Source organism: Paenibacillus doosanensis (genome assembly GCF_025060755.1).
Lineage (GTDB): Bacteria > Bacillota > Bacilli > Paenibacillales > NBRC-103111 > Paenibacillus_S > Paenibacillus_S doosanensis.
In genome coordinates this window covers 114,253-140,489 of record NZ_JANYUY010000007.1, presented here as the reverse complement: position 1 = coordinate 140,489, position 26,237 = coordinate 114,253, and the positions used below count along the sequence as shown (strand labels likewise).

23 protein-coding genes and 1 other RNA gene are annotated in these 26,237 nt (G+C 53.0%); 16 read left to right on the top strand and 8 right to left on the bottom strand.

Translation table 11 applies throughout. The annotated features are described in order from the left end of the window. Window positions 1-124: 124 nt before the first annotated feature. On the top strand, window positions 125-1,696 hold the full coding sequence (gene cshA, locus N0M98_RS08360; RefSeq protein WP_259617527.1) for a degradosome RNA helicase CshA: 1,572 nt from the start codon (window positions 125-127) through the stop codon (window positions 1,694-1,696). Window positions 1,697-1,783: 87 nt separating this feature from the next. Here the strand turns inward: cshA and N0M98_RS08355 are convergent, their stop codons facing one another. Further along, complete coding sequence (locus tag N0M98_RS08355) at window positions 1,784-1,876, bottom strand: YjcZ family sporulation protein (RefSeq protein ID WP_249864906.1); 93 nt, start codon at window positions 1,874-1,876, stop codon at window positions 1,784-1,786. A 160-nt stretch (window positions 1,877-2,036) separates the two neighbouring features. Here N0M98_RS08355 and N0M98_RS08350 point away from each other — a divergent pair, with 160 nt between their 5' ends. Next, complete coding sequence (locus tag N0M98_RS08350) at window positions 2,037-2,918, top strand: YesL family protein (protein ID WP_259617526.1); 882 nt, start codon at window positions 2,037-2,039, stop codon at window positions 2,916-2,918. A 76-nt stretch (window positions 2,919-2,994) separates the two neighbouring features. Next, window positions 2,995-3,175: non-coding RNA, 6S RNA (gene ssrS, locus N0M98_RS08345), on the top strand. A 373-nt stretch (window positions 3,176-3,548) separates the two neighbouring features. Here the strand turns inward: ssrS and xylB are convergent. After that, window positions 3,549-5,078: a xylulokinase gene (gene xylB / locus N0M98_RS08340; protein WP_249864904.1), complete on the bottom strand. Its 1,530-nt coding sequence runs from the start codon at window positions 5,076-5,078 to the stop codon at window positions 3,549-3,551. 148 nt (window positions 5,079-5,226) lie between these two features. Here xylB and N0M98_RS08335 point away from each other — a divergent pair, with 148 nt between their 5' ends. The 3 genes from N0M98_RS08335 to N0M98_RS08325 all read left to right on the top strand — a co-directional run bounded on the left by N0M98_RS08335 (window position 5,227) and on the right by N0M98_RS08325 (window position 7,934). Then, window positions 5,227-6,405 carry an ROK family transcriptional regulator gene (locus tag N0M98_RS08335; RefSeq protein ID WP_259617525.1) on the top strand — a complete coding sequence of 393 codons (1,179 nt, stop codon included), beginning with the start codon at window positions 5,227-5,229 and terminating at the stop codon, window positions 6,403-6,405. 75 nt (window positions 6,406-6,480) lie between these two features. Next, window positions 6,481-7,413, top strand: coding sequence for a 1-phosphofructokinase family hexose kinase (locus N0M98_RS08330; protein WP_259617524.1), 933 nt, complete (start codon window positions 6,481-6,483; stop codon window positions 7,411-7,413). A gap of 131 nt (window positions 7,414-7,544) precedes the next feature. Then, a complete protein-coding gene (locus N0M98_RS08325; RefSeq protein WP_249864901.1) occupies window positions 7,545-7,934 on the top strand; it encodes a DUF1499 domain-containing protein in 390 nt (129 codons plus the stop codon). 334 nt (window positions 7,935-8,268) lie between these two features. Here the strand turns inward: N0M98_RS08325 and tpx are convergent, their stop codons facing one another. Continuing rightward, a complete protein-coding gene (tpx, locus tag N0M98_RS08320) occupies window positions 8,269-8,787 on the bottom strand; it encodes a thiol peroxidase (RefSeq protein WP_249864900.1) in 519 nt (172 codons plus the stop codon). A 103-nt stretch (window positions 8,788-8,890) separates the two neighbouring features. Here tpx and gltC point away from each other — a divergent pair, with 103 nt between their 5' ends. Then, window positions 8,891-9,784, top strand: a complete 894-nt coding sequence (gene gltC, locus N0M98_RS08315; protein WP_249864899.1) for a glutamate biosynthesis transcriptional regulator GltC — start codon at window positions 8,891-8,893, stop codon at window positions 9,782-9,784. Window positions 9,785-10,126: 342 nt separating this feature from the next. Here the strand turns inward: gltC and N0M98_RS08310 are convergent, their stop codons facing one another. Both N0M98_RS08310 and N0M98_RS08305 read right to left on the bottom strand, forming a co-directional pair. Further along, window positions 10,127-10,813 (bottom strand): zinc metallopeptidase, encoded by a 687-nt coding sequence (locus tag N0M98_RS08310; RefSeq protein ID WP_249864898.1) that lies wholly within the window; start codon window positions 10,811-10,813, stop codon window positions 10,127-10,129. 21 nt (window positions 10,814-10,834) lie between these two features. Then, complete coding sequence (locus tag N0M98_RS08305) at window positions 10,835-11,266, bottom strand: MerR family transcriptional regulator (RefSeq protein ID WP_249864897.1); 432 nt, start codon at window positions 11,264-11,266, stop codon at window positions 10,835-10,837. A gap of 485 nt (window positions 11,267-11,751) precedes the next feature. Between N0M98_RS08305 and N0M98_RS08300 the strand changes: the two genes are divergently transcribed. From N0M98_RS08300 to N0M98_RS08290, 3 genes are all read left to right on the top strand, one after another. Beyond that, on the top strand, window positions 11,752-13,158 hold the full coding sequence (locus N0M98_RS08300; RefSeq protein WP_259617523.1) for an ammonium transporter: 1,407 nt from the start codon (window positions 11,752-11,754) through the stop codon (window positions 13,156-13,158). A 119-nt stretch (window positions 13,159-13,277) separates the two neighbouring features. Further along, window positions 13,278-14,357, top strand: a complete 1,080-nt coding sequence (locus tag N0M98_RS08295; protein WP_259617522.1) for a DUF294 nucleotidyltransferase-like domain-containing protein — start codon at window positions 13,278-13,280, stop codon at window positions 14,355-14,357. Between the two features lie 11 nt (window positions 14,358-14,368). Next, on the top strand, window positions 14,369-15,106 hold the full coding sequence (locus N0M98_RS08290) for an exonuclease domain-containing protein (protein WP_259617521.1): 738 nt from the start codon (window positions 14,369-14,371) through the stop codon (window positions 15,104-15,106). Between the two features lie 69 nt (window positions 15,107-15,175). Here N0M98_RS08290 and N0M98_RS08285 read toward each other — a convergent pair whose 3' ends face one another. Both N0M98_RS08285 and N0M98_RS08280 read right to left on the bottom strand, forming a co-directional pair. Then, the gene (locus N0M98_RS08285; RefSeq protein ID WP_259617520.1) at window positions 15,176-15,652 is read right to left on the bottom strand and encodes a M67 family metallopeptidase; all 477 of its coding nucleotides are present in this window, start codon (window positions 15,650-15,652) and stop codon (window positions 15,176-15,178) included. A gap of 62 nt (window positions 15,653-15,714) precedes the next feature. Then, complete coding sequence (locus N0M98_RS08280) at window positions 15,715-17,022, bottom strand: MFS transporter (RefSeq protein ID WP_259617519.1); 1,308 nt, start codon at window positions 17,020-17,022, stop codon at window positions 15,715-15,717. A gap of 173 nt (window positions 17,023-17,195) precedes the next feature. Here N0M98_RS08280 and N0M98_RS08275 point away from each other — a divergent pair, with 173 nt between their 5' ends. Next, the gene (locus N0M98_RS08275) at window positions 17,196-17,744 is read left to right on the top strand and encodes a TlpA family protein disulfide reductase (RefSeq protein WP_259617518.1); all 549 of its coding nucleotides are present in this window, start codon (window positions 17,196-17,198) and stop codon (window positions 17,742-17,744) included. A gap of 61 nt (window positions 17,745-17,805) precedes the next feature. Here N0M98_RS08275 and cimA read toward each other — a convergent pair whose 3' ends face one another. Then, a complete protein-coding gene (gene cimA / locus N0M98_RS08270; RefSeq protein WP_259617517.1) occupies window positions 17,806-19,422 on the bottom strand; it encodes a citramalate synthase in 1,617 nt (538 codons plus the stop codon). A gap of 212 nt (window positions 19,423-19,634) precedes the next feature. On the opposite strand from cimA, the gene N0M98_RS08265 reads away from it, so the two are divergent. The 5 genes from N0M98_RS08265 (at window position 19,635) to N0M98_RS08245 (ending at window position 26,216) form a co-directional block, all read left to right on the top strand. Beyond that, window positions 19,635-20,930 (top strand): DNA polymerase IV, encoded by a 1,296-nt coding sequence (locus N0M98_RS08265; RefSeq protein ID WP_249864889.1) that lies wholly within the window; start codon window positions 19,635-19,637, stop codon window positions 20,928-20,930. Continuing rightward, entirely contained in the window at window positions 20,931-21,446 is a 516-nt protein-coding gene (gene mobB, locus N0M98_RS08260) for a molybdopterin-guanine dinucleotide biosynthesis protein B (RefSeq protein WP_259617516.1), read from the top strand. 101 nt (window positions 21,447-21,547) lie between these two features. Next, complete coding sequence (locus N0M98_RS08255) at window positions 21,548-21,781, top strand: ferredoxin (protein WP_249864887.1); 234 nt, start codon at window positions 21,548-21,550, stop codon at window positions 21,779-21,781. 154 nt (window positions 21,782-21,935) lie between these two features. Further along, the gene (locus tag N0M98_RS08250) at window positions 21,936-23,771 is read left to right on the top strand and encodes a CHASE2 domain-containing protein (protein WP_259617515.1); all 1,836 of its coding nucleotides are present in this window, start codon (window positions 21,936-21,938) and stop codon (window positions 23,769-23,771) included. 204 nt (window positions 23,772-23,975) lie between these two features. Next, entirely contained in the window at window positions 23,976-26,216 is a 2,241-nt protein-coding gene (locus N0M98_RS08245; protein ID WP_259617514.1) for a FecR domain-containing protein, read from the top strand. Window positions 26,217-26,237: the final 21 nt, after the last annotated feature.

Below are 26,237 nucleotides of genomic sequence, written 5' to 3'. Positions count from 1 at the left end.
CGGCCTTGCGTATTTAAATACGAATGCTTCGGACGCATTTTGCAGATACAATAAAAGGATATAGGAGTCGCACTTAAGGGTAAATACAAATAAACCCCCTAATGTAAAAGGAGATTGAAATCATTTGAAAACTTTCAACGAATTCGGCTTAGAGCCAAAAGTACTGCGAGCTATCACGGAGATGGGCTTTGAAGAATCGACACCGATTCAAGAAAAAGCGATGCCTATTGCCATGGAAAATCGCGACTTGATCGGGCAAGCCCAAACCGGTACGGGAAAAACGGCGGCATTCGGCATTCCGCTCGTGAACAAAATCGACGTGAAGGAAGAGAAGATCGTCGCTTTGATCATGTGTCCTACCCGCGAATTGGCCATTCAGGTGGCCGAAGAAATCGAGAAGCTCGGCAGATTCAAAGGAATCCGCTCCCTGCCGATTTACGGCGGTCAAGATATCGTGAAACAAATTCGCGCTTTGAAAAAAAGACCGCAAATCATCATCGGTACTCCGGGACGTCTGCTTGACCATATCAACCGCAAAACGATCAAGCTCGACGACGTGCAGACGGTTATTTTGGACGAAGCGGACGAAATGCTGGATATGGGCTTTATGGAAGATATCCAATCGATCCTTAAGCTCGTACCGGATGAGCGTCAAACGATGCTGTTCTCGGCAACGATGCCGGTTAACATTCAACGGCTCGCGCAGCAATTCCTGCGCAATCCGGAGCATGTATCGGTTATTCCTAAGCAAGTCAGCGCTCCGCTTATCGACCAATCGTACATCGAGCTTCACGAAAGACAAAAATTCGAAGCGCTGTGCCGCTTGATCGACATGGAAGCTCCGGAGCTGGCGATCATCTTCGGACGGACGAAACGCCGGGTTGACGAATTGGCGGAAGCCCTGCAAAAACGCGGATATACGGCGGAAGGATTGCACGGCGATCTGTCGCAGAACCAACGCGACAACGTTATGCGCAAATTCCGCGACGGCAGCATCGACGTGCTGGTAGCTACCGACGTAGCGGCTCGCGGTCTGGACGTATCCGGCGTAACTCACGTTATCAACTTCGACTTGCCTCAAGATCCGGAGAGCTATGTTCACCGGATCGGCCGGACGGGCCGCGCAGGTAAAGAAGGAGCAGCTTACACGTTCGTAACGCCTAGAGAAATCGATCATCTGTATTTCATTGAGAAAATCACCCGTCATAAAATTGCAAGAAAGCCGATGCCAAGTCTGGCCGAAGCGATCGAAGGCAAGCAGAAGATGACGGCTGAACGCATTCTTGAAGTGTTGCAAAAAGACGAGCACAACGAATATAAAGGCTTGGCGATCCAATTGCTGGAGCAGCACGATTCCGTGCACCTGCTTGCTTCCGCACTGAAGCTGCTGACAGGCGACAAGAAGGAAGTCGAGATCGAACTGACTCCGGAAGAGCCGTTGCGTGCCAAGAAAAGAAGACCGGACGTACGCAGCTCCGGCCGCAGACCTTCGGGCCCTTACGGTACGGCAGGCGGCGCACGCCGCGGCGAAGGCGGAAGATCGTACGACCGCGATCGTTCCGGATCGAGACCTCCGCGTCGTGACGGCGGAAGAGATTATAACCGTGGACGTGAAGGCGGACGCGATTACAACCGCGACCGCGGCTTCAATCGTTCGACTTCCTCCCGCAGCAACGAGGAACTGGTCAAAAACTAATGCAAATAAGGTGGAGCTTTCCGCGAGGAGAACTCCACCTTTTTTTAATGAACAGGAAAATAATGTGACGGCCGAACGCGGCCTATATTAATAGAGACAGCCTTGAAGTACAATGACGAGCAGGATGAACAGAACGAGGATCGTTCCAGTGGAAGTCCAGAAGTTAGCTCCGCAAGACATGGCTGCTTACCTCCTTTACTTGTAGCGTTTCCGGGTGATACTATAACATATGTCTAGAGGCTAATTGCGCATAGACACCTACCTAGTTGGTTAAAAATAGGCTATAATAGAAGGAAGAGCATAATTTTGCAAGCATGCAGAAGTTTAAGGAGGGTTTTTATTGGAATTTAGAGGGATCATGGGGGGCTTTTACCGCATCTCGGAATGGATTATGCGATTATCCGTCATAAATGTGTTATGGGTGATATGCGCATTGCCGTTTTTCATTCTTGCTCTGTTCGGCCTGATGTCGCTGCAAGTGGACGATACGCTGAACCAGTTTTATTCGATGCTGTGGCTATGCGGTATCGTCTCGCCGTTCACCTTGTTCCCGTCGACGGCGGCTATGTTCTCCGTGGCGCGCAAATGGCTTACGGGTGAAGAGGATGTGCCGTTGTTCAAAACGTTTTTCCGCGGATATAAGGAAAATTTCAAGCAAGCTATGCTGGGCGGTTTGATTTACTTGGTATTCGGTATCATTATCGCGGCGAATTTTTATTACTATAATGGAAAAACGGGCGGCTTAGGCGTTCTCAGATATTTGGTGTTGACGCTTACAGTGCTGCTCAGCGTTTCGTTCTTTCATTTCTTTTCCATATTATCCCACTTACACATGAAGCTGCTGCAAATTATTAAAAATGCCGTGCTTATTTCGATCGGACATCCTGTGCGTTCCGTTTCGATGATTGTGCTGAACGGGGTTGTCATTTACTTCAGCTTAACGAAGTTTACTTTTCTGATTCCTTTCTTTATGGGAAGCATTATCGCGGTCATTTCGTTCTGGCATTTCAATACGATTTTCGGCCGTTTGCAGGCGAAGCAGCAGGAGCTGGCCGAGAAGGAAGCGGAAGCGTCGGAGGAGCAGCAAACGGAAGCGGAGGAAACCGCTCAGGACGATGTCCGTTCCTTGCAAGAAGGACGAGCCCCCGGGGAAGACATTTCCGAACGTGACCGGATGAATCAACGGGACGAAGAAGGGAATACTAACCCAAGCAAGCAATAATTGAATTCGGTGGGAAGATGTTCTGCAAAAGCGAGGTTTACTTTCTGCGCAGAAGATCATATAATGAGTGTACAACAAAATCCTGCGATGTACGTTTCGGTTTTAAGTTGTTTTGAACCAATGACTGTTTCTTGGGAGACCTACATTGAATCGCGGCTGACCTGCCCTCGAAAAGGGACTTCAAAAACGATTCTGCGGACACCCACCTGCGAGAGCGGGTTTGAAACACTAAATCGGACGGCATTTGCGGGTTTTTTGTATTTAACGAAGTTAACTGCACAGTAGAGCCTGTTTGGGAATATTCTTCCTGACAGGCTTTTTTTTGTTGATTAGGAAATGATGCGCAGCCATATCCTGTGGATATCCGGGTGCTCCCCCGAAAGGAATGTCTACCCATAGAACGATCCCAGAGGAAGGGTTAGACGCCGATCCAGCTTAGGCTGAATGCGGACGGAATAAGCTTCTGAGCATCACGTCACTACCCTGGAAATTACTCTTGGTACCCCATTTCCATTGTCTGTGGTGCCGCGTAGCGGCATGGATGGCTTTTGGGGGATTTGTTCTCTAGACAAAGAAGCCCCTGAAAGAAGCGGATTTCGCTTCTCAGGGGCTCTTCGTACGGGCATTAGGTTAGGAGGAAGCGAGGTCGGTTAATTGGTGCAGCGTCGACTTCAAGGTAGGGTACAAAGAGCGGTATATGCTGTAGTAGCGCTCGTACTCGCGCCGGCTTTCCGGATTCGGCTCCACCCGGTCGACTACCTGAATCCAGCGATTGCAGAGCCCGCTGATGTCCTCATCCAGCACGCCGGAGGCGGCCATAACGGCGGCGCCGTAGGCAGGGCCGTCCGTCGAATTGACGGTTACGACGGGATAACCGAAAATGTCGGCGATCATTTGCCGCCAGAATAGGCTGCGCGCTCCGCCTCCATTGACGCGAAGCTCGTTGATCTCGATGCCGGAGGCTTTGACCAGCTCCAGCGAGTCGCGCAGTCCGAAGGTGATCCCTTCGAGCACGGCCCGCGTCAAATGCGCCTTTGTATGGCGCAGGTTCAGGCCGATGAAACCACCGCGCGCCTTCGGATCGGGATGAGGGGTGCGTTCGCCGGTCAAATACGGCATGAACAGCAGCCCTTCGCTGCCTAGAGGAGCGGTTTGCGCCAGCTCGGTGAGGTACTCGTACGCGTCGCGGCCTTCCTTGCGGGCGAGCTCCAGCTCTTCGTGAGCGAAGTGGTTTCTCCACCACTGGAACGAGCCTCCGGCCGCCAGCATGACGCCCATCCGGTGCCACTTGCCGGGCACCCCGTGGCAGAAGGAGTGCAGTCTGCACTCCGCGTCCGCTTGATACGTGTCGTCGTGAACGAAGACGACACCGGAAGTGCCCAGGGCCACGGAGGCGATGCCCTGCTGCACGACCCCGACGCCGACCGCGCCGCAGGCTTGGTCGCCGCCTCCGGCAACGACTGGCGTGCCCGGCGCCAGTCCGGTCAGCTCCGCCGCCGCCGGGAGCAGATGCCCGGCCACGGCGTTGCTCTCGTAGAGCGGCGGCAGCCATTCCATCGGAATGCCAAGCCGCTCTGCGACCTCGGGCGACCAGCGGCGGTTCGCCACATCCAGCAGCAGCGTGCCGCTCGCATCGGCCATATCCATGCCGAACTCGCCCGTAAGCTGCAGGCGGACATAATCCTTCGGCAGCATCAGATGAGCGGTCCGCGCGTAATGCTCCGGCTCGTGGTTGCGCAGCCAAATCACCTTAGGCGCGGTGAAACCGGTCAGCGCCTTGTTGCCCGTTAGCCGGCCGAGCTCTTCGGCACCGACGGTCTCCTCGATCCATTCGCATTCGGCGGCCGTGCGCTGGTCGCACCACAGCAGGGCGGGCCGAACGACCCGCCTCTGCCGATCGAGGAAGACGGAGCCGTGCATTTGCCCGGACAAGCCGATACCGGCAACTTCGCTTCCCTGAACGCCGCTTTTCTCCAGCAGGCGGCGGATGCATTCCGCGGTCCCCGTCCACCAGTCCTCCGGATGCTGCTCGGCCCATCCCGGCTGCGGCTGCAGCAGCGGATATTCCGTGCTGTGGCTGGCTTTCACTTGTCCTTGGCCGCTGACGAGAATACATTTGACGGCGGAAGTTCCCAAATCAATCCCCAGAAAATAATTCATTATTTTTCACCTCAAACGATAATAGATAACTTTGTTTATTTGATGAACAAATGCATGATATAATATATTCGGAAGCAGTTTCAAAAATCCTGCTGACTTTTGACTTGATGTTATATAAAATAAATGTGCCTCATAGTAGAGAAAACGGATGGTGGATACAGTGAAACGAGGGACGATGTCCGGCGACAGCTCCTTATTGAAGTCTATTAACAAATCGACGCTGCTCGGTTTAGTTAAGCTTCATGCCCCGATTTCCAGGGCGGAGCTCGCCAAGCGAACCAAGCTAACCCGTGCCACGGTGTCTGCGCTGGTAGAAGAATTAATTGCCGAGCATTGGATTATGGAAACCGGCATCGGAGCTTCCAGCGGCGGCCGCAAGCCGATGATGCTGGAGATGAATCACGAGGCCGGCCATATTATAGGGGTCGACCTGCGGTCGACGAATATGCTGTTTATCGTTACCGATAGGGGAGGCCGTATTGTCCGCAAGGCGTTATACCCGTACGAGCAAGCGGCGGACGCAGAGCGCGTGCTGCTGCAGCTGATACGGCTATTAAAGCGGGAACGGCAGGCGCTTCCTGCAAGCCCGCTGGGGCTGGTCGGCGTAGGCATCGGCATTCACGGCTTTGTGGAATACCCTTCGAGCCGCATTTTATTCGTGCCGCAGACCGGGTGGAAGAAACTGGATTGGAAAGAGGCGCTGGAAGGAGAGCTCGGGCTTCCCGTCATCATAGACAATGAAGCGAATCTGGCCGCTCTGGGCGAGCTGGAATACGGCGCGGCGGCCGATTGCTCGGACATGCTGTACTTAAGCGTGGGGGCGGGCATCGGAGCCGGGCTCGTGCTGCACGGAGAGTTGTTTCGCGGCTATAACGGGTATGCAGGCGAGGTCGGCCATACGACGATGGAGCTGAACGGCCGCCCTTGTTCTTGCGGCAATCTCGGTTGTTGGGAAATGTACGCGTCCGAGAAGGCGATTGCCGGTGCGCTCGGTTTGGAGTATACGCCCGATTTCACCGCCGTGCTGCTGAAGCTGCTGCAGGCCGGCGAACCCGAAGCTATAGCCGCCGTCGGCAAGGCGGGGCTGCGCCTGGGGGTTGGGATCGGCAACATGATGCATACGCTGAATCCGCAAATGATCGTCATCGGCAATGCCATGGGGCAATACGCGCCGTGGATCAACGAGAGTATCCATGAATCGCTAGCGTCGCGATTTTCCTATATAAGCTCGTTTAACGTCCAGGTGACCTATTCCCGCCTGGGGGAAGACTGCTGCGCTCTTGGAGCCGTCTCCGCGGTTATCCGCGATAAAATGCGCTTGCAGTAGAGTGCGGAGCCTTTTGGCCTCGGCGAAAGAAGCACGTCCATTATATATCCGCAGACCGCTAAGGAGGAAGCGATCATGATTTTGACGGTGACGCTCAATGCAGCCATCGATAAAACGTATATCGTCCCCAAGTTTCCCATTGGCGAGGCGACCCGCGCAGGCAGGCCGCTGGTTCATCCGGGAGGCAAAGGGATCAACGTGGCCCGGGTTGTCCGGCAATTCGGCATGCCGAGTCTGGCCACAGGATTTGTAGGCGGGAAAAACGGCGAAGCGATCACGGACATGCTATCCGACTTGGATGTAGGGCATGACTTCGTCCGTGTCGCAGGAGGCGAATCCCGTCTATGCCTGACGATCATTGACGAGGCTTCGGGACAGGCGACGGAGCTGCTGGAGCCGGGCCCTCCGGTCACCGCGCAGGAATTGTCCGAATTGAAGAGGAAGGTAGAACTGGGAGCCCGCCGATCCAAGGTCGCCGTCTTTTCCGGGAGCATTCCGGAGGGAATCCCTTCTTCCGTGTACCGCGAGCTCATTGCCGCAGCTCAAGCCGCAGGCTGCTTGACGATATTGGATACGAGCGGAGATGGTCTCGTTCAAGGGATCGCCGCGAAGCCGTTTCTGATCAAGCCCAATGAACACGAAGTCGCCCGGCTGCTCGGGAAGCCTCTGGAACGGGAGGTGGAGCTGTACCCTCTGCTCGCCCGGCTGCTCGCTCAAGGGATTGCCTGCGCCGTCGTTTCATTGGGGGCGCAAGGCTGTATTGCCGCTCATAACGGGACGCTTTACAAAGTGCCGGCGCCCCGTATAAGGGCCGTCAACACGGTTGGATGCGGGGATTCGTTCGTCGGCGCTTTGGCCGTGCAATTGGCTTCCGGAGCTTCTATGGAGCGTGCTCTTGTCCAGGCGGCGGCCGCCGGTGCGGCCGATGCGCTGACCTTTGAAGCCGGCTTTGTCCGAGTGGAAGATGTAAAACGATTGGCTCAGGAAATATCTGTAATACGGCTGTAACATTTCTTCATATACATATCATAAAGATGTCAAAAATGTGAAATAACACTTTCTCAATTAGGCAAACAATGTTATGATTAAAGATAGTGTAAACCGGATTTTGTATTGTACTTCATTGAGGAGGGAAAGCTTTGTTAAAGCGCACCTTAATCGGCCTTGTTCGCAGCCATGAAACCACTGGTGAGAAAGCAAAAGATCCGGCGTTGAAAACCCGATATTATAAAATGTCGATGGATCAGGTTTGGGAAGAAGTAACCAACATGTTCAAGAAAATGAATGGGTACAAGCTGCTTCATGAAGTAAGAAATGTGGGAGAAATCGTGGTCGAGAAAAAAACAATTACAGGCCGCACTCAAGATATCACGCTAACTTTGTTTTCGATTAACCCGCTAAAAACAGCTATCGACGTTTATTCCGCATCCAGAGGCTCTTTGGGCGATCTCGGTTCCAATTACCGCACGATCCTTGAAATATACAAGCAGCTGGATAAACGATTGAGTGCTTATAAAGATCTATCTTAAGCGAATAACGGATCATCGTTAGACGTTTATCATGGCAAGAAAAGCGACTGCTTTGGCGGAGGTTGCCAAACCCCTCGTTACAACGGGTAACGGCCAAAAACAGCGGGAGAAGCTTGGCTTCTCCCGCTGTTTTTCGCTGCGTGTGTGTTTTTTTAAGCAACGGGGCCGATCGGGAATTTTCCATGATCAGTTCGTTACGGCAGGTGGTAAGCCCCTTCGGAGATTTTCAGAAAACGGCTAAAGCGTCATTCCCGGCACCAAAAACAAATTCCCCCGCCGATGCCGCTTCGGCGCTGACATGGCAGGGGAATGTTTATGAATGTAATTGGGAAAATTAAACTAATTTTTTAACGGCTTCCACAGCTGCTTCGTAGTTCGGATGTTCAGTCATTTCGCCGAGATATTGCACATATTGTACAGTATCGTTAGCATCGATAACGAAGATGGATCTCATCAGCAATTGAAGTTCTTGGATCAGCACGCCGTAAGCTTGGCCGAACGATTTGCTTTTGTAGTCGGACAGCGTAACGACTTTGTCGATGCCTGCCGCTCCGCACCAGCGGGATTGAGCGAACGGAAGGTCAACGCTGATGGTCAGAACAACTACGTTGTCGCCCAATTTGGCTGCTTCTTCGTTGAAACGGCGAGTTTGAGCGTCGCATACGCCGGTATCGAGGGAAGGTACCACGCTGATCAATTTAATTTTGCCGGCATAGTCGGCCAGTGACGCTTGCTCAAGCAAGTTTTTGTTCACAGTAAAGTCAGGGGCTTTATCTCCAACTTTGACTTCCGGTCCCACCAGAGTGATCGGATTGTTCTTAAAAGTTGCTACTCCCGTACGTTCTTGTGCCATTGTAAATGGGCCTCCTTAAATTTCAATGAGAATGATTGGTATTTCACCAACAATTATTATAAGCTTTTTAAAAGGAACTTGTCCAATCGGAAGGAGAACCGCTGTGGAACTTAGACAGCTGCAATATTTTGTGAAGGTAGCTCGCAAACAACATGTGACTCAAGCGGCCGAGGAGCTTCATGTCGCTCAATCGGCAGTAAGTCGTCAAATACATCAATTGGAGGAGGAGCTCGGCGTATCCTTGTTTGTGCAAAAGGGGCGCAATTTGCAGTTGACTCCGGTCGGCAAGCTGTTCCTGCACCGTGCGGAAGCGGTGTTAACGGAGCTGGAGAGGGCGGTTATTGAAGTGCGCGAATTTCTTGATCCGGAAGCGGGTGAAATTCGCATCGGCTTCCCGCACAGCCTGGGCATTTATTTGCTGCCTACGGTGGTGGCGCATTTTCGCGAGAAACATCCTAACGTCAAATTCCGGCTGCGCCAAGGCACTTATAACAGCTTGATCAGAGACGTCAAAAACGGCGAGATCGATTTGGCGTTTATATCGCCTTTTCCCGATCAACACGAGCACGTCAGCGGCGAGCTGCTGCTTCGGGAGGAGATGTTTGCCATTTTGCCCCAAGGGCATGTGCTTGCCGAGTATCAAAGCATCCGGCTGGAGCAGCTGAGGGACGAATCGTTCGTGATGTTCAGCGAAGAATACTCGCTGCGCAACATCGTGCTGGAGGCCTGTGCGAAGGCCGGCTTCGTGCCGCGAATCGGCTTCGAGGGCGAGGAGACGGATACGATACGCGGCCTGGTAGCCGCCGGCATGGGAGTCAGTCTGCTGCCGGAAATGGCGCTTACGGAGATCAGCCAGCTGCAGCCGGCCAAAGTAAGGGTCACGGACCCGCAAGTGACGCGCAGCGTCGGGCTGATTCATCGCTCCGGCGAGAAGCTTCCGCTGGTCGCCGAAGTGTTCCAGCAATTTTTACTGGAATTTTTCTGCTATAACCAATAGCTTAACAGCTCCTGCCTGTCAATCGGGAAGAACAAATCCCCCAAAAGCCATCCATGCCGCTACGCGGCACCACAGACAATGGAAATGGGGTACCAAGAGTAATTTCCAGGGTAGTGACGTGATGCTCTGAAGCTTATTCCGTCCGCATCCAGCTTCAGCTGGATCGGCGTCTAACCATTCCGCTGGGATCGTTCTATGGGTAGACATTACTTTCGGGGGAGCCCCCGGATATCCACAGGAAATTGCTGCGCATCATTTCCTAAACAATGACAACAAACGCCGCTTTGCGCAAGCGGCGTTTTGCTTTTTCTATGAACCGCAGGACCTTCTTTCTTGTCCGAATTAGTCGTTGTTGCGGTTGTTGAAAATCATAATATATTTGAGCAGCTCGAGAACGGAGATTAACGCTGCGGCAACATAAGTCAACGCTGCGGCATTCAGCACTTTGGCGACTCCGCGCTCTTCGTCGTTCGTAATGAAGCCTTCGGCGACCATTACATCGCGGGCGCGGTTGCTCGCGTTAAATTCGACCGGCAAAGTAACCAATTGGAACGCGACGGCCGCGGAGAAGAAGATGATCCCGAGACCGAGCAAGAAGCTGAACTGCTGGAAAAACAAACCGGCCAAAATGAGCAGCGGCGCAACGCCCGAAGCGAAATTGACGACCGGAAACATATTGTGGCGCAGCGTCAGCATCGGGTAATGTACCTTATGCTGGATAGCATGGCCTACTTCGTGGCACGCCACGGAGACCGCGGCGATCGAATTCTCGTAATATACCGGCTCGGATAAGCGCACTACCCGGTGGATCGGGTCGTAATGGTCCGTCAGGCTGCCGGGGACCGGCTCGATAGGCACGTCATGCAAGCCGTTGGCGTCCAGCATGCGGCGGGCCGCTTCATACCCCGTCATTCCGGAATAGGTAGGTACTTCCGCCCACTTGTTGAAGGTACCTTTCACACGGAATTGAGCCCATAAAGAAAGCGCAAAAGCAATGATGATTAAAAAATCCATCGGGTGAAAAAACATGGCAGCAGACCTCCTTATATATTAGGAAAAGGGGCTCTTACCCAACAGCAGCAGCAAGGCTTCAATACAAGCGGCGGTGTGCGGAGTAAGCACTTTATTGAAGTTTTTCAGTTGAGACGGTTTCAGCTTGTCGAGGATCGGACGAATTTCTTGGACTTCTTTCTGCAACTGCTGCAGATGCAATTGAAGTGCTGTGAGCTTATCTGTCACGATCTCATCCTGACTTACCTTTGTCCACAACGTTAAGTTCGCCTTGATTTCCTCGAGGGTATATTTCTCCCTTTTCATACTTTCAATACGTTTGAGCCGGGTTAAGGTTTCATCGCTGTATAATCGATAATTGGTATCGGAACGCTTCTCTGGCTCGATGAGTCCCATCTTCGTATAATAGTCGATCGTTCTGGGGCTGACGTTCGTCAAGCGAGCCATCTCTCCTATTTTATAAAGCTTCATATCCCCATGGTATCCCCTCCCTGAATGAATCATCTATTAGTATGTATGTCTCTAACATACTCTTTAGTATTTATGATAACTGAAATCAAACCGTACAGTCAAACGTTATGCTTTGTCAATGGGAAACGAAAGGGATAAGTTCGACAAACTGTTGACGATGCAAAAAATAAGCTCCGTAAATAGAAGGAAAGAGGAGCGGTGAATTCGAATGTGGGAGGAAATCTTACATGAAATTTTCGGGGGGAATACGCGAGATTTAGCCGAACGGCTTGTCTTTATTGTAAGGAAATATAACAAAAATGGCTTTGTTTTTCTGAATTTCCATTTAAAAACCGAATTATGAACATAAAATGTTAGATTATTTTTCGGAATTTATGGGATTTTTTAAAAATATTCTATTGTCAAATTGAAAAATGCTGTATATAATGACATTAAGATTTTCAAAACATGTTATATAAATTAACATTGAAGAGGAAGTGGTCACTATGTTTAAGAAAATGCTTGTATCTACAGGTCTTTTGTCACTGCTCATTCCTACGATGGCCTTCGCAGCGGATGACAAGACTCCGGCAGAGCTGGCAAATGCAATCGACTCGGTATGGGTTATGCTGGCGGCGATCCTCGTCATATTCATGCAAGCGGGCTTTGCGCTTCTGGAGGCGGGCTCCACTCGTATGAAGAATGCGGGGCACGTTGCCGGCAAGACCATTTTGACCTTCGGTATTTGCGCTATTGCCTTTTGGGCCATCGGGTTCGGTTTCGCGTTCGGCGACGGCAACAGCTTCATAGGCTCGGGCGGATTTTTCCTGGACGGTTCTCAAGAGCAAGCGACGGCTTCCATCAGCTTGTTCGCCGAGTCGCCGATTCCGATCAGCATTTTATTCTTGTTCCAGCTCGCTTTCTGCGGCGTATCCTTGGCTATCGCCTGGGGCGGGTTCGCAGAGCGCGGCAAGCTGCCGGTGTACTTTATCTTCGGAATTTTGTTCACGGTGCTTATTTATCCTATCGTCGCTCACTGGGTATGGGGCGGCGGCTGGCTCGGCCAATTGGGAATGCAGGATTTCGCGGGCTCGACCGTGGTTCACTTGCAAGGAGCGACTGCGGCATTGGTAGCTACGATCTTGCTCAAGCCACGTATCGGTAAATACAATAAAGATAAAACGCCGAATTTGATTCCGGGGCATAACCAAGTATTATCGGTTCTCGGCGTGATTATTCTCTGGATCGGCTGGTTCGGCTTTAACGCAGGCTCGACATTGAGCGCGACAGGCGAAGGGTTCTTCGGTTACGTAGCGTTGACGACGAATCTTGCGGCTGCGGCAGGCGCGGTAGCGGCGCTAGTCGTGTCTTGGATGTACTTCGGCAAAGCGGACATTCCAAGCATGCTGAACGGCGTACTGGCGGCACTCGTTGCGATTACGGCGGCTTGCGCCTTCGTAACTCCCCGCGACGCGATCATTATCGGCGCTTTGGCAGGCATTATTACTTTCTTCACGGCGCAATGGTTTGAAAAAGCGGGGATCGACGATCCGGTCTATGCTTTTTCCGTTCACGGCATTGCAGGGATTTGGGGCACGTTGTCGACGGGTATTTTCGCAACGCCCGAGCTGGCCGAGAAAACGGGCGTGGGCAAAGCGGGCTTGCTGTACGGCGGCGGTTTGGAGCAATTGGGCGTGCAAGCGCTCGGCGTATTCGGCGCATTCGTCTTCGTTCTTGTGTTGTCCTTCATCATCCTGAGCTTGATCAAAGCGATGATCGGCCTGCGCGTTACGGAAGAAGAAGAAATTATCGGCTTGGACCTGTCCGAACACGGTACGTACGGCTATCCGGAGCAAATGAAAAAAGCGGCTCAAAGCTCGGGAACAAGCTCCGGGGGCGCTCAAACGGTATAAGGTATAAGGAGAAGGGCCGACTGCCGGCGGTCCGCAACAAGCTTTGGCCAGGCTCGCGCTCAAGCGGGGCCTGGCTTTGACGGCGAGCGGAAGATGCTTGAACGGAAAGGAGATGCTTTATGGAACGCCTCCCGATGGAAACGATCCGTGCCGAAATCAAGGCGGCCGCGGATATGGAGCGGCTTCGTCAATATCGCGACCGGTTGCATGAGGAGTTCGAGCGCAATCTCTGCGTTTCCCATTCTCTGGATTGGAACCGGGAGCTGAATCAGGCGCATGATTGGCTTATCGCCCGGAGCGTACGGCTTGCCGAAGAAGCGCTGCTCATGGAAGGAGCCGGGAAAGCTCCGGGGGCTTACGCGTTTGTCCTGTTCGGCAGCGGAGGCAGGGGAGAGCAGACTCTCTGGAGCGATCAAGACAACGGTTTGATTTACGAAGATGCGGAGGATGAACGGGCGGCCGCGACGGCGGAAGCGTACTTCCGTATATTGGCGGATCGGATCGGCGGATATTTGCAGCTGCTCGGGTACCCGCTATGCGTCGGAGGCGTCATCTGTACGAACGACAAGTGGCGCAAGCCGTGGAGTCATTATCAATCGACGCTCCACGAATGGCTTGTCGACCCGAATTGGGAGCATATCAGGTATTTGCTCATTTTGGCCGATATGCGCGCCGTATACGGAGAGCGCTCGCTCGCCTCCCGGCTTATGGATCAGATGTATGCGTATGCGGAGCGGCATCCCGCTATATTGGAGCATATGCTGCACAATACGCTGCATCATAAAATATCACTGGGCGTGTTCGGTCAATTAATTAGAGAAAGATACGGCGAAGATGCCGGAGGAGTGGATATTAAGTACGGGGCTTATATCCCGATCGTTAACGGAATCCGGCTGCTGGCTATCGAGAAGGGCGTTCGCGCCGAATCGACCGAAGGCCGGATTGCCGGCTTGCTGGAAGGCGGCTTTGTCGAGGAAGAGATCGCTCAGGATTGGCTCGAGGCTCTGGCGATTGCCGTCAAGCTTCGCTCGCTGACGCCGTTTCAGCTTGAGGACGGACATTATACGACGAGAGGAAAGCTGCCGGCCGACCGGCTGACGAAGGAACGGACTGCGGAGCTGAAGCTCTGCCTGCGCATCGGCGGCGATTTGCAGAAATATGTGAGGAAAAGCGTCCATAAAGAGATTGAACAAGGTTAGGTGGTGCGGCGATGAAGGACATGAGACCTGCGGGCAGAATGTGGCATCTCTATAAGATGGGCGGGATCACTCCGGCTATCACGTCGATGTTCGATGTGCAAAGCGCGCAGCAGATGGCTTTCATTCGATCCATCATGAAGGAGCAGCGGAAAAATGCGCTATACGAAATTTCTTTGGAGACGGTGGAACTGGTCGTTTTCGACTTGGAAACTACCGGGTTTTCGCCGTATAACGGAGATGAGATCATTTCGTTCGGAGCCGTTGCCGTTGATGGGGACATCATCAGGAAAGATCAAACTTTTTACAGTTTGGTCAATCCGAAGCGCCCGATTCCCGACCAGGTGGTGGAGTTAACGGGAATTACCGACGATATGGCGGGGAAGGCGGACGATTTAATCGCCGGGCTGAGAGGCTTCCTTGAATTTGCGCGGCAAAAGGTGCTCGTTGCCCACGGTACGGGTCATGACAAACATTTTTTAAACTCCGCTTTGTGGAGAACGTCCAAGGTCAATTTATCGCACCGGATGCTGGACACGATGATGATCGCCAAATGGCTGCACCCAAGGCTGAAGCAGTACGATCTGGACACGCTGCTTAATTGGTACGGAATCGAAATTGCCGGACGCCATCATGCGCTCGAAGACGCCGTAATGACCGCCAAGCTGTGGCAGCATTTGATGCGGGAGTTCCGGGAACGCGGCATTCATACGCTCGGCGATCTGTACGCCCAGCTCAGCCATCATCAATAAACCTTCAGTCTCCAAGGGGACTGAAGGTTTTTTCAGGTGCAGAAGGAGGAAGGGATTGTTCGCGTCCATCTATTGCACCGACGACTCTGCGTCGCCGGCTTGCCCCGAGCCGCCGCGCAGCAGCCGCCATGTCAGCTCGGTATATTTGCGCCCTCCGGATTCGTAGCGGTAAGCCCTGACGACCGGAGAACGAGGGTCGGCCAACGATACGATCCAGTGGCTGGGAATATCGCTCCAAGGCGTAGCCAAGTCTTCCGGAGAAGGAACGGCCGCAGCCCGCGGGTGGGAGTGCACGATACCTGCCGGAGCGGGCTCCCCCGGGGATGGATACAGAAACGGGATCAGCGCGGCCGGGTCCATTATAAAATGATGCTTCGGACGCTCGGCTATATTCGGGACGGGAACGAAGCGTTCCATATGCAGCGCCCCTTGCGCCTCGGAGCCGAGCAGCAGGCCGCAGGCTTCGCAGGGGCTTTGCTCCGAACAGTATCGAATCAGGCCGCGATACACCGGTTCGGGCAGAATGATCGGTCGGTCCATGTCCATAGAGATTTTTTCCTTATCGCGTCATAGTTTACGATCATTATAGCGCTTCGCAGGTATGCGCCTCAACTGATCTTGCCTTCCGGTTTGATAAGGAAGAACACAAGCCCCAAAGTGATGACGGACAAGGCAGTCACCGAAATAAAAACGATTTGATGGGACATATCCATCATCCAGCTGAACAGAGGCGGGCCGAAGGCTACGCCGAGGAATCGCAGGCTGTTGTAGATCGACGTAATCATGCCGCGTTCTTGCTTTTCCACCGAGCCTGTAATCATCGTATTGAGGCAGGGGAGAAGCAGTCCTGTGCCGATGCTGCTTAGCGTCAGCAAGCCGATGAGCACGTACAAATTTTTTTGCAAAATAAAAATGCAAGCTCCCAGAGAGACGGCCATTAAAGCCATTCCGATATTCATCAGCCAGCGCATCAGCGTACCGTTTTTTTTAATGTTGGCTCCCGTCGTATACGAGGTAACGACCATCCCGAGCAGCGGAATGGCAAGCACCAACCCTTTTGTTACGCCGACGACATGATAAGGGGCTTCCTCCAAAATATCGGACAAATAAAACAGCACGCCGAATAAGATGAACAAAGCGAGCGAACCGGTGAAAAAGGCGGTGATGAGCCAGCGTCCTTTTTGCTTCAGAATGCTGCCGATTTTGTGCAAGTACGGCCCCAGCTTCGGCGCGGGCTGCTCCTTCTTCGGTTCCTTAAGGAAAAATATGACGGCCAGCAGCGACAGCAGGCAAAATACCGGGAAAGCGAAAAACGCCGCATACCATACGACAAGGGCAAGCAAGGAGCCGATGATCGGACTTACGACCTTGCCTGTTCCGTTGGACGCTTCCGTCAATCCGAGCACTTTGCTTTCGGTAGCTCCTTTATACAAATCTCCGGCCAAAGCCATGGCGATCGCGGCCGTTCCCGCAGCCCCAAAGCCTTGAATGGCACGAGCCGCTATGATGATCGGATACGATTTCCAAACGGCGCCGAACCCGGCCAGAACGCCTGCCGCTCCATAAATAATTAAGGAAGGAATCATAATCCCTTTGCGGGAGAAGCGGTCGGACAAGTAGCCGGAGATCGGGATGATCAAGCCCGCCGTTACGGAAAACAGCGTTATAACGAGGCTGCTTTGAAATTTGCTGATCCCGAGCTGCTCCTGCATTTGAGGCAAAATAGGCACGAGCATGGAATTGCCGAGCACGAGAACGAGCGGAACGGAAGCGATGGCGATAAACTCCCATATGCTCCCTTTGGCTCCGCCGGACTCCTTGCCGGAAGCTTTTGATTGGGTCTGTTGTTCGGGCTCTTCGTATTGAATTTCGCTTTCGAAGGTAATGTTCAATTTACGCGATTTTGTTTTTTGCATCTGCAGACAGTCTCCTCTTCAGCTGCTATGGTAAGACTAATTTGCCCACGGCGCACAGGCGTCATTCTTCAATGATCTTCCTTGGATCGGACAACTAAAGAAGCCGTTTTTTGGTTACAATGAATCAGAGAACGGCAAACGATGTTGTATTCAGCTTGAAAAAGGAGACAGCCATGAAGAAACGCAATATGCCCGTCATGCTGATCGCGCTTTGCTTGACGGTACTCGCCGTTTATCAAGCGGCGGAAGTGAGCCGCAGTGCCGAAGCGAGCGCCGCGGCAGGCGGCAGACCGCAGGAAATGGTCTATCAAAAGCCGGTGCCGGCCTTTACCTTGAAGGGGCTGGACGGCCAACAATATCGGGTGGGAGGCCCGCGCGAGAAGCCGCTATTGATCAATTTCTGGGCGTCATGGTGCGGGCCCTGCCTTGAGGAAGCTCCCGACTTGAAGCGGGTGTACGATAAATACGGCGGACAGTTCGATCTGTATTCCGTCAACGTCACGAGAGAGGATCGGCTGGACGATGTCAAGCGGTTCGTCAAGCAGCATGAGCTGGCTTTTCCGATTTTGCTGGACAGCGAAGGAACTACGGCGGAGATGTACCGGATCTTGGTCGTGCCGACCAGCTTCTTGGTCGACAGGCAGGGGAATCTGCGCGAGGTGATTCACGTTCTGCCCCCGGATATGCTGGAGAAGCGAATCCAAGCTTTAATCCAAGGATAATGACAAACACCCCCTTGCCCGGAATATCGATTCCTGACAAGGGGGCGTTCGCATTGTATGATTAATGATTGACTAAACCGACACGTTCTCTGTGCTCATCCGGCACGACGGTACAGGATTGTCCGAGCAGGGCATAACGGAAGCTGTCGACCAAGGCGTCCCAGCTTGCTTCGATCACATTGCCCGATACTCCAACCGTGCTCCAGGAGGAAGAGAAGTCCGTCGACTCGACCAGCACGCGCACTTTGGCGGCTGTCGTATCTTTTTCGTCCAGTACTCGCACCTTGTAATCGCTGAGATGAACGTTCTGCAGCGACGGATAATACTGCATCAAGCATTTGCGAAGCGCATTGTCCAGCGCATTTACCGGTCCGTTGCCTTCAGCCGCGTTATACACGGTCTCTCCGTTCACCTTCAGCTTCACGATCGCTTCGGTAACAACCGGCTGATCGGCCGTTTTCACGACCATAATTTTGAGCGATTCCAGCGTGAACGCTTCTTCCAGCTTGCCGTAGGCATCGCGGATCAGCAGCTCCAGCGTGGCGTCGGCGCCTTCGAACTGGTAGCCCTGATGTTCCATATCTTTGATCTGCTCGATCAGCTTTTTCGTTTGCTGATTGTCGTTGTCGAAATCGAGTCCGAGCTCCTGCGCTTTGAACACAAGGTTGCTTTGACCGGCCAGTTCGGATACGAGCACGCGCTGCTTGTTGCCGACGAGCTCCGGAGTGATATGCTCGTACGTGCTGGAATTGCGCAAAATGGCCGATACGTGAATGCCGCCCTTATGCGCGAAAGCGGCGGAGCCGACATAAGGCTGATTAACCGGCAAATGCATATTGGCGATCTCGCTAACGTAGCGGGCCACTGTGGATAAGGTCGCCAGCTGCTCCGCGCCGATGCATTCATATCCCAGCTTTAGCTGCAGGTTCGGAATGACCGATACGAGATTGGCGTTGCCGCAGCGTTCCCCGAAGCCGTTGATGGTGCCTTGCACCTGCGTGGCGCCCGCCATAACGGCGGAAAGGCTGTTGGCCACCCCCAGCTCGCAATCGTTATGGGCATGGATGCCGATCGGAGTGGAGATCGTTTGCTTGACGACCGTAACGATTTGAGAAATTTCATGAGGCATGGAGCCGCCGTTCGTATCGCACAGCACGATCCAGTCCGCTCCGGCTTCCTCCGCCTTTTTAATCGTTTGAAGAGCGTACTCCGCATTGTTCTTGTAGCCATCAAAGAAATGCTCGGCATCGTAAATGACTTCGAGTCCGTTGCTTTTCAAATATTTGACGGAGTCGTAGATCATCGCCAGGTTTTCTTCCAGCGTCGTTTGAATCGCCTGGTGCACGTGGAAGTCCCACGATTTGCCGAAGATGGTGGCTACGGGAACCCCGACCTCGAGAATCCGGTTCAGGTTCAGATCGTTCTCCGGCAGCGTATCCTTCCTGCGGGTGCTCCCGAAAGCGGTCACTTTGGCGTTCTTCAGCTCAAGCTCCTTGACCCGGTTGAAAAACTCGATATCCTTGTTGTTGCTGCCAGGCCATCCGCCTTCAATATAGTGAACGCCAAGAGAGTCCAGTTTGCGGGCGATCTTCATCTTGTCCTCGACGGATAAGCTGATTCCCTCTCCTTGCGTGCCGTCTCTTAGGGTAGTATCAAAAATTTTTACGGTAGTAGCCATGGATTGTCCTCCTGAGTCATACTGGGCTTGCGCAAAATATAATTAATAATTATATCACAATCCTTCCAAAGAAGGATACGGTTTTCAAAAAATAGACGGTTCGCCGTGCTTGACCTTGCTTTCGCAAACATTTATGCTGAACGTAACATGATTCTGGGGGTGCACCACCATGCGGCGTGCAGGGCGATATTCGGGTCCATTTCGCTCCGAGTATGAACATGGAAAATAAAGAAGCATATCCTGTTAACGGAAGAGTTATTCTTCATATTGATATGAATGCGTTTTACTGCTCGGTCCACGAAGCCGTAGAACCCGAATTGTATAAAGGCAAGCCGACGGCGGTGGCGGGCAGCGTAGAGCTGCGCAAGGGCATTATCGTGACATGCTCCTATGCGGCAAGAGGCAGAGGCGTCAAGACGGGGATGCTCGTCGGCCAGGCGCAGAAGCTATGTCCCGAGCTGATCATTATCCGTCCCGATTTCGATTTATACCGGCAATTTTCCAGACGCTTCATGAAAATTGCCTACGATTACTCGCCGCTCGTTCAGGCGATGTCGATTGACGAATGCTACGTCGATATTACCGGCTCCAAGCAGTTCGGAACTCCTCTTGAGATTGCCGAGCTGATCCAGCGGCGGATCGCCGACGAGCTCCTGCTTCCCTGCTCGATAGGGGTGGCTCCGAACAAGCTGCTGGCCAAGATGGCCTCGGATATGAAGAAGCCGCGCGGCATATCCGTGCTGCGCAAAAGGGACGTTCCCCGGCTGCTGTGGGACCGGCCGTGCGCTTATTTGTACGGAATCGGCGGCAAGACGTCCGATAAGCTGAAGCGGCTCAATATTCATACGCTGGGCCAGCTCGCCCATGCGAGCGATAAGCTGCTGGAAGAGCATTTCGGCATCATGGGGGCGCATCTGAAACGCGCGGCCAACGGAGACGATTCGTCACCCGTAGAGCCCGAGCAGGACCAGAGCAAATCGATCGGGCATACGACGACTTTGCCTACGAATTATACGGAGACGGCGGATATTCATCGCGTCTTTCTCAATTTGGCCGATCAGGTCGGACGGCGGCTGCGCAGGCAGCATTTGATGACGCAGACGGTGCAGATTACGATTCGCGATCCGGACATGAAGACGATTACTCGGGCTTCGAAGCTGAATGCGCCGACCGAAAACCGGGAAGATATTTATCATATGGCCTGCAAGCTGTTCGAAGATCATTGGCCCGCAGGCAAGCCCGTCCGCTTGCTCGGAATCACCTTGCAGAGTTTGCTCGATAAAAAAGACGCGCCGATTCAGCTCGATTTATTCGATTACCAGAAGCAGCCTGCCAAGGAGAAGCTGAACCGGGCGATGGATGCGCTGCGCGATAAATTCGGGGAACATGCGGTTCTTACGGCAGGCATGCTCGGCAATGACCCCTCTGCTTTAATCCGCAATCACAAGACCAGAGGAACCTCGCTGCAGATGGATCATTTGAAGGAGCAGCCATTGGAGGAAGAGTAAATGAAGGAATGCATCGGCTTCGCCGGATTCTCGGACAGCGGCAAAACGACGCTTGTTTCCCGGCTCATCGCTTATTTCCAGGAACGGGGAGTCCGCACAGGGGTTATTAAACATGATGCTCATGGGCATTATAAAGAAGCGGAAGGGACGGATTCGGCCGGATTTATTGCGGCGGGAGCCGCGGCAGCCGCAGTCGTTTCCCCCGATTCGTACATCGTTTACCGGCGGGAACCAAGGCTGCTGGAACAGCTCGTCGGCGAGCTGCGGTCGAATCAGGCCGAGCCGCTGGAGATCATATTGATCGAGGGCTTCAAGCGGGCCGGACACGATCAATTGGCGATTTTCCGCAATGAAGAACAGTCCCGCATTTTGCAACTGCTCGCCAAACCGCCTATCGCGGTTGTCGCTCCTGCGGAGCTGGAGAAATATCGTATCGAAGGAGTTCCTTTTTTCCATCCGGATGATATTGCAATGATAGGAAAGTTTATACAAGAGCGCGTCAAATCAGGGAGCTAGACTTCCGTCCGGGACAGTTTTTATTTGAACTTTCAGGAGTTTTATATTATATTTTAGGTTGAGGATACATTATGAGGTTTTAACTAGGGAGGATATTAACAATGGCAAAATACACTTGGGTTGAGAAAGATACCTGTATCGCGTGCGGAGCCTGTGGCGCGACGGCTCCTGATATTTACGATTACGACGACGAAGGTCTTGCCGAAGTTATTTACGAAGGCGACGGCAACCAAGGCGTAACGGAAATTCCGGAAGATCTGTACGACGATCTGCAAGACGCTCAAGACGGCTGCCCTACGGATTCTATCAAAGTGGCCGACAGCCCGTTCAACTAATAACGCCCGATTGGCGCGGTTTTACGAAAAAAGCTTCATCACTAGGTATGTAGACCTAGCGGTGAAGCTTTTTTTGTTTCAGCCGTACAATACTTATGTTATTATGGAAAATTTGTGTTACTATTAGGACGAAACTAGGTCTGGAGGGTCATGGATGAAGAAGAGTGTCAGCAAACCCGCTGTCATTGCGACCGGCAACGCAATTATTGTACTTGTCTGTTTTGTTTTTTTATTGATAGGTCTTTGGAAGGTGCTATCGAATCAGGCGTTGGACTTTAATCTGAAGCAGTCCATGACCGGGCAGCCGCATGAGGATATCGTCGTGGTAGGTATCGACACGGAATCTATTAAATCGGTCGGACCTTATCCGTGGGATCGAAAAGTATACGCAGAGCTCATTCAGAAACTGGAAAAGGCCGGAGCCAAGGTGATCGGCTTCGATATCGAATTTTATACCGAGAGCGGCAATCCCGAAAGCGACAAGCAGTTTTCCGAGGCGTTATCTCATTACAATAATATTGTCCTTCCGTCTCATGCCGGCGTAGAAGGGGATTTCGAGCGGAAAACGAAGGTCAAGGAGGGAGAGCTGATCTCTGCCAGAACGATTGAGCAGCCTATTCCGATGTTTCGGCAGTACGCGAACAAGGCGCATATCAATGCGGCGATCGACAGCTCCGACGGGGTGATTCGCACGAATTGGCTGCAGATCGAAACGCCGGAAGGGGTGTTCCCATCGCTGGCGCTCGCTATGGCGCAGCTGGGCGGGGTGGACGTCGGCAAGTATTTGGATAAGCCCGCACTGCAAAACCGGCCCAAGTCCGAGATGTATATCAAATGGGATGCGACGGAGAAAGACTTCGAGACGGTTCCGTTCGCCAAGGTGCTGAGCGGCGCCATTCCGGACGACGCTTTCAAGGATAGGATGGTGCTTGTCGGTTATACCGCCCCAGGTTCGGATGAAGGGATCACGCCGGTTGAGCAGCATATGCATCTGGTGTATGCGCATGCGAACATATTGAATCAGCTGCTGAAGCAGCAATGGATACAGCCTGCCGGCGGCGCATGGACGGTCGCTTCGGTTTTGTTCATGATTTTGCTGTTCGGGCTGCTGACATGGAAGCTGAAGCCGATTCTGGGCGTTATCGCCGTGTTCGGATGCTCCGTGCTGCTGCTCGCCGTCCAATACGTTTCCTTCGCCTACACCGATCTGTACATAGATACGATTGGAGCCGTTGCGAGCGGGCTTATTTCGTATTTGGTCAATATCTCTATGAAAACGTATTTTGAGACGAAGCAAAAAAATTACATTACGAAGCAGTTCGGCCGGTACATATCACCCGATCTGGTCAAGGAGATCGCAAGGAACGATTCCGATATTCGCCTCGGGGGCATCAGCAAGGAGCTGTCGATCTTATTTCTCGACGTGCGCGGCTTCACCCCGCTGTCGGAGAAGCTGAAGCCCGAGGAAGTGGTCGATTTTCTCAATATGATGTTCAACTTGATTACGGAACGGGCGCTTGAGAATCACGGAACGATCGACAAATTTATCGGGGATGCCGCGATGATTTTGTACAATGCGCCGCTCGACGTTCCGGAGCATCCGTATTACGCCGTTAAGACCGCTTACGAGATTCAAAAAGGCATGGAGCAGGTGCGGGCCGACGTTTGGGACAAATACGGAGTGACCATCAGCGTAGGCATCGGCATCAATACCGGCGACGTCGTCGTCGGCAATATCGGTTCCTATTTGCGCGTCGACTATACGGCGATCGGGGATAACGTCAACACGGCGGCGAGAATCGAATCCAATACGGGACCGAACCAAATTCTCGTATCGGAAGCGACCTATGAATTAACCAAGCTTTATTTCGAATATCAATACGTCGGAGAGAAGCTGATGAAGGGAAAAAGCAAACCGCTCAAGCTGTACGAAGTGACCGGCTGGAAAGCCGCTCCTGCGGTGCCGAAAAAACCGGAGGCGGCGTCATAATGCGCCAATTTATGCATTGTCAATTGCTGGTTGTCATTTTACAATGAAATATATAGAGTCATAGAGTCGCAAGATTCATAGAATGATGTCTTTAGGAGGAGTTAGGTTGTGGGAGCTGCGAACCGGATTGGGCTGCGAAACTGCAAATCGTTTTTTTCTATAATTCTCGTCTTTTGTTTCATATTTTCTTTGCTGGCATCCGCTATGGCTCCGCAGGCACAGGCCAAATCGAGCCGCGTAGCGATTGTGGCGGAAGTCAGCGGCGATGTCACCGTGCGCAAGGCGGGAGGCTCCAAATCGTATACGGTTTATGAGGATATGAGCCTGAATGAGGGGGATCTTGTCTCTACGGGAAGCGGGGCTTCCCTTGTCTTAAGAACGGCGGATCACGACGATGAAATTACCGTCGGCGAAAACGCGGAAGTGTCCATATCGGATTTGACCAACCAGGGAGGGGGCAAGACGTCCAAGTTTAAGCTTTGGGCGGGATCGGCCTGGACGAAGGTCAAGAGTCTGGTCGGCTCGGAGGACGATTTCGAGATTGAAACCCCGACCGCCGTCATGGGAGTCCGGGGCACGTACTTGTATACGAGTGTAAATCCGGTTACCGGCCAAACGACGATGCTCGTAGCTGCCGGCGTCGTCAGCGCTACGACCGTAACCAGCTATGATGCGGGAAATGCGGACAAACCGAATCAGGAGAGACAGCATGTCACCGTGTATCCCTCCCAGCAAATTAATCTGGATTCGCGAACCGGCGTATCCGACCTGCGCGTCAATGTAGACTACGTCAATCCGGAAGAAATCGTTAGTTCGGCTCCTCCCGAGGTTATTCAGGCGCTGCTGAACAACATTCAAGGACTGCAGCAGGAAAATGATCAGATCAAGCAAAAGCTTAAGCAGGGATCGATGCAGTTCGACCCAAGCGGCATTTTGAAGATTAACAATAACGACGATTTGAATAAAGTGACCCAAAACTTCGACGCGCTTGTTCCAAATTTGGCCAAGGCCGCCGTCGACAGCAGGAAATTGTCCGAGAAGGCGATCGATGAGGCTAACCAAAAGATTCAAAATGAGCAGCGAAAAATCGATCTTAATAACGTTCCGCCAATCGATAGAAGCGCAGGGTTGGACCCTGAAGTAGCGCAGTTGAAGCAGCAGCAGCAAGCTTCCGAATTCAACAAGGCGGCTCTTGAGATGCAGCAGCTGGCCCAAATGCAGCAAAGCCTGGGCGAGATGCTGGATAAACTGATGGCTGAAAAACAAAAGATCGACGAGGCGAATCAAAAAGCGCTTGAAGCCGCAAATCAAAGCGCGATGGCTCAATATATGTCCCAGCTTAGCGGCGAGCAGCTGCAGCGGTTTCTGGACAGCGCAGCCGCCAACAGCGCGCCTCAGGGCGGCGGCACAACCGCGTCCGGAGGAAGCGGAGGAGGCGGAGGATCGCATTCCTCGCTGAAGCAGCCTCCGAGTCCGACGGTGACGAGCCCTCAGCAGGCGGCGACCGGGTTTAATCCGGCAGTCGTTCAAGCAAGAGCGCCCGAAGATACCGAACTGCGGATTTATAACGGCAGCGAGCTGCTTGCATCCGCGCCCGGGGCGGGAGATCGGGACGTCGCCTTGACGCTGAAGACGCTGCCCGAAGGCACTTACAATTTGACAGTCGTCGCGGTAAGAAGCGGCATGACGAGCAGCCCGGTGTATTTGCCGGCCATTACGATTTCCGATGCTCCGATTCTGATCAGCCCGCAAACCGATCTGGCAACGAATACGCCGATCATCGTCGTGAAGGCGCCGATAGATACGAAGGTCAAAGTCATGAGGCAGGGGGTAACGATTGCCGAGGCGGCCGGTCAAGGCGATCAAGAAGTATCGATTCCGCTGACCGGCTTCATGGGCGGGGTTATCGTATTGGATGATTTGACGATTGTGACGGACCGCGGCGGCTTGCTCAGCGCTCCGGTAGCCGTGCCGAAAATAACGGTGGATCAGTCCATGGCTATCTTCCTTCAATCGGTCACAAGACAGAATAACGCGGTTACGGCGAATTTGGCGATGAAGCATTTCGTGAAACCGAACGCTTTCTACGCGGTAGAAGCGCATCTCGTTTATGATAACCGGCTTAGCTATAAGGGGGACGGGACGGTCGTTCGCAGCAGTGACACTGTATTCGGTTCCCGGTCGCAGAGCGTCGAGCGGCTTATGCAGTCCGCCGGCGCTGCCGAATCGGAGCTCATCTATGCGGCCTCCGCATTCGGAGCGGACTCCGGAGCTATTGAGGTACCGGGCGAGCAGGCGCTTGTCTCCATCCCGCTTGCCTTGTCCGGAAGCGATGTGAACTCGCTGAACGTCAAGCTGATCTATTATAAAGTGGTCGACCGGACAGGCAAAGTGATCGCCGAGGTCAATCTGGCCAGTCAGCCGGACGCACTTCCCGTGAAGTAAGAAAAGCAGGAATATATTGAA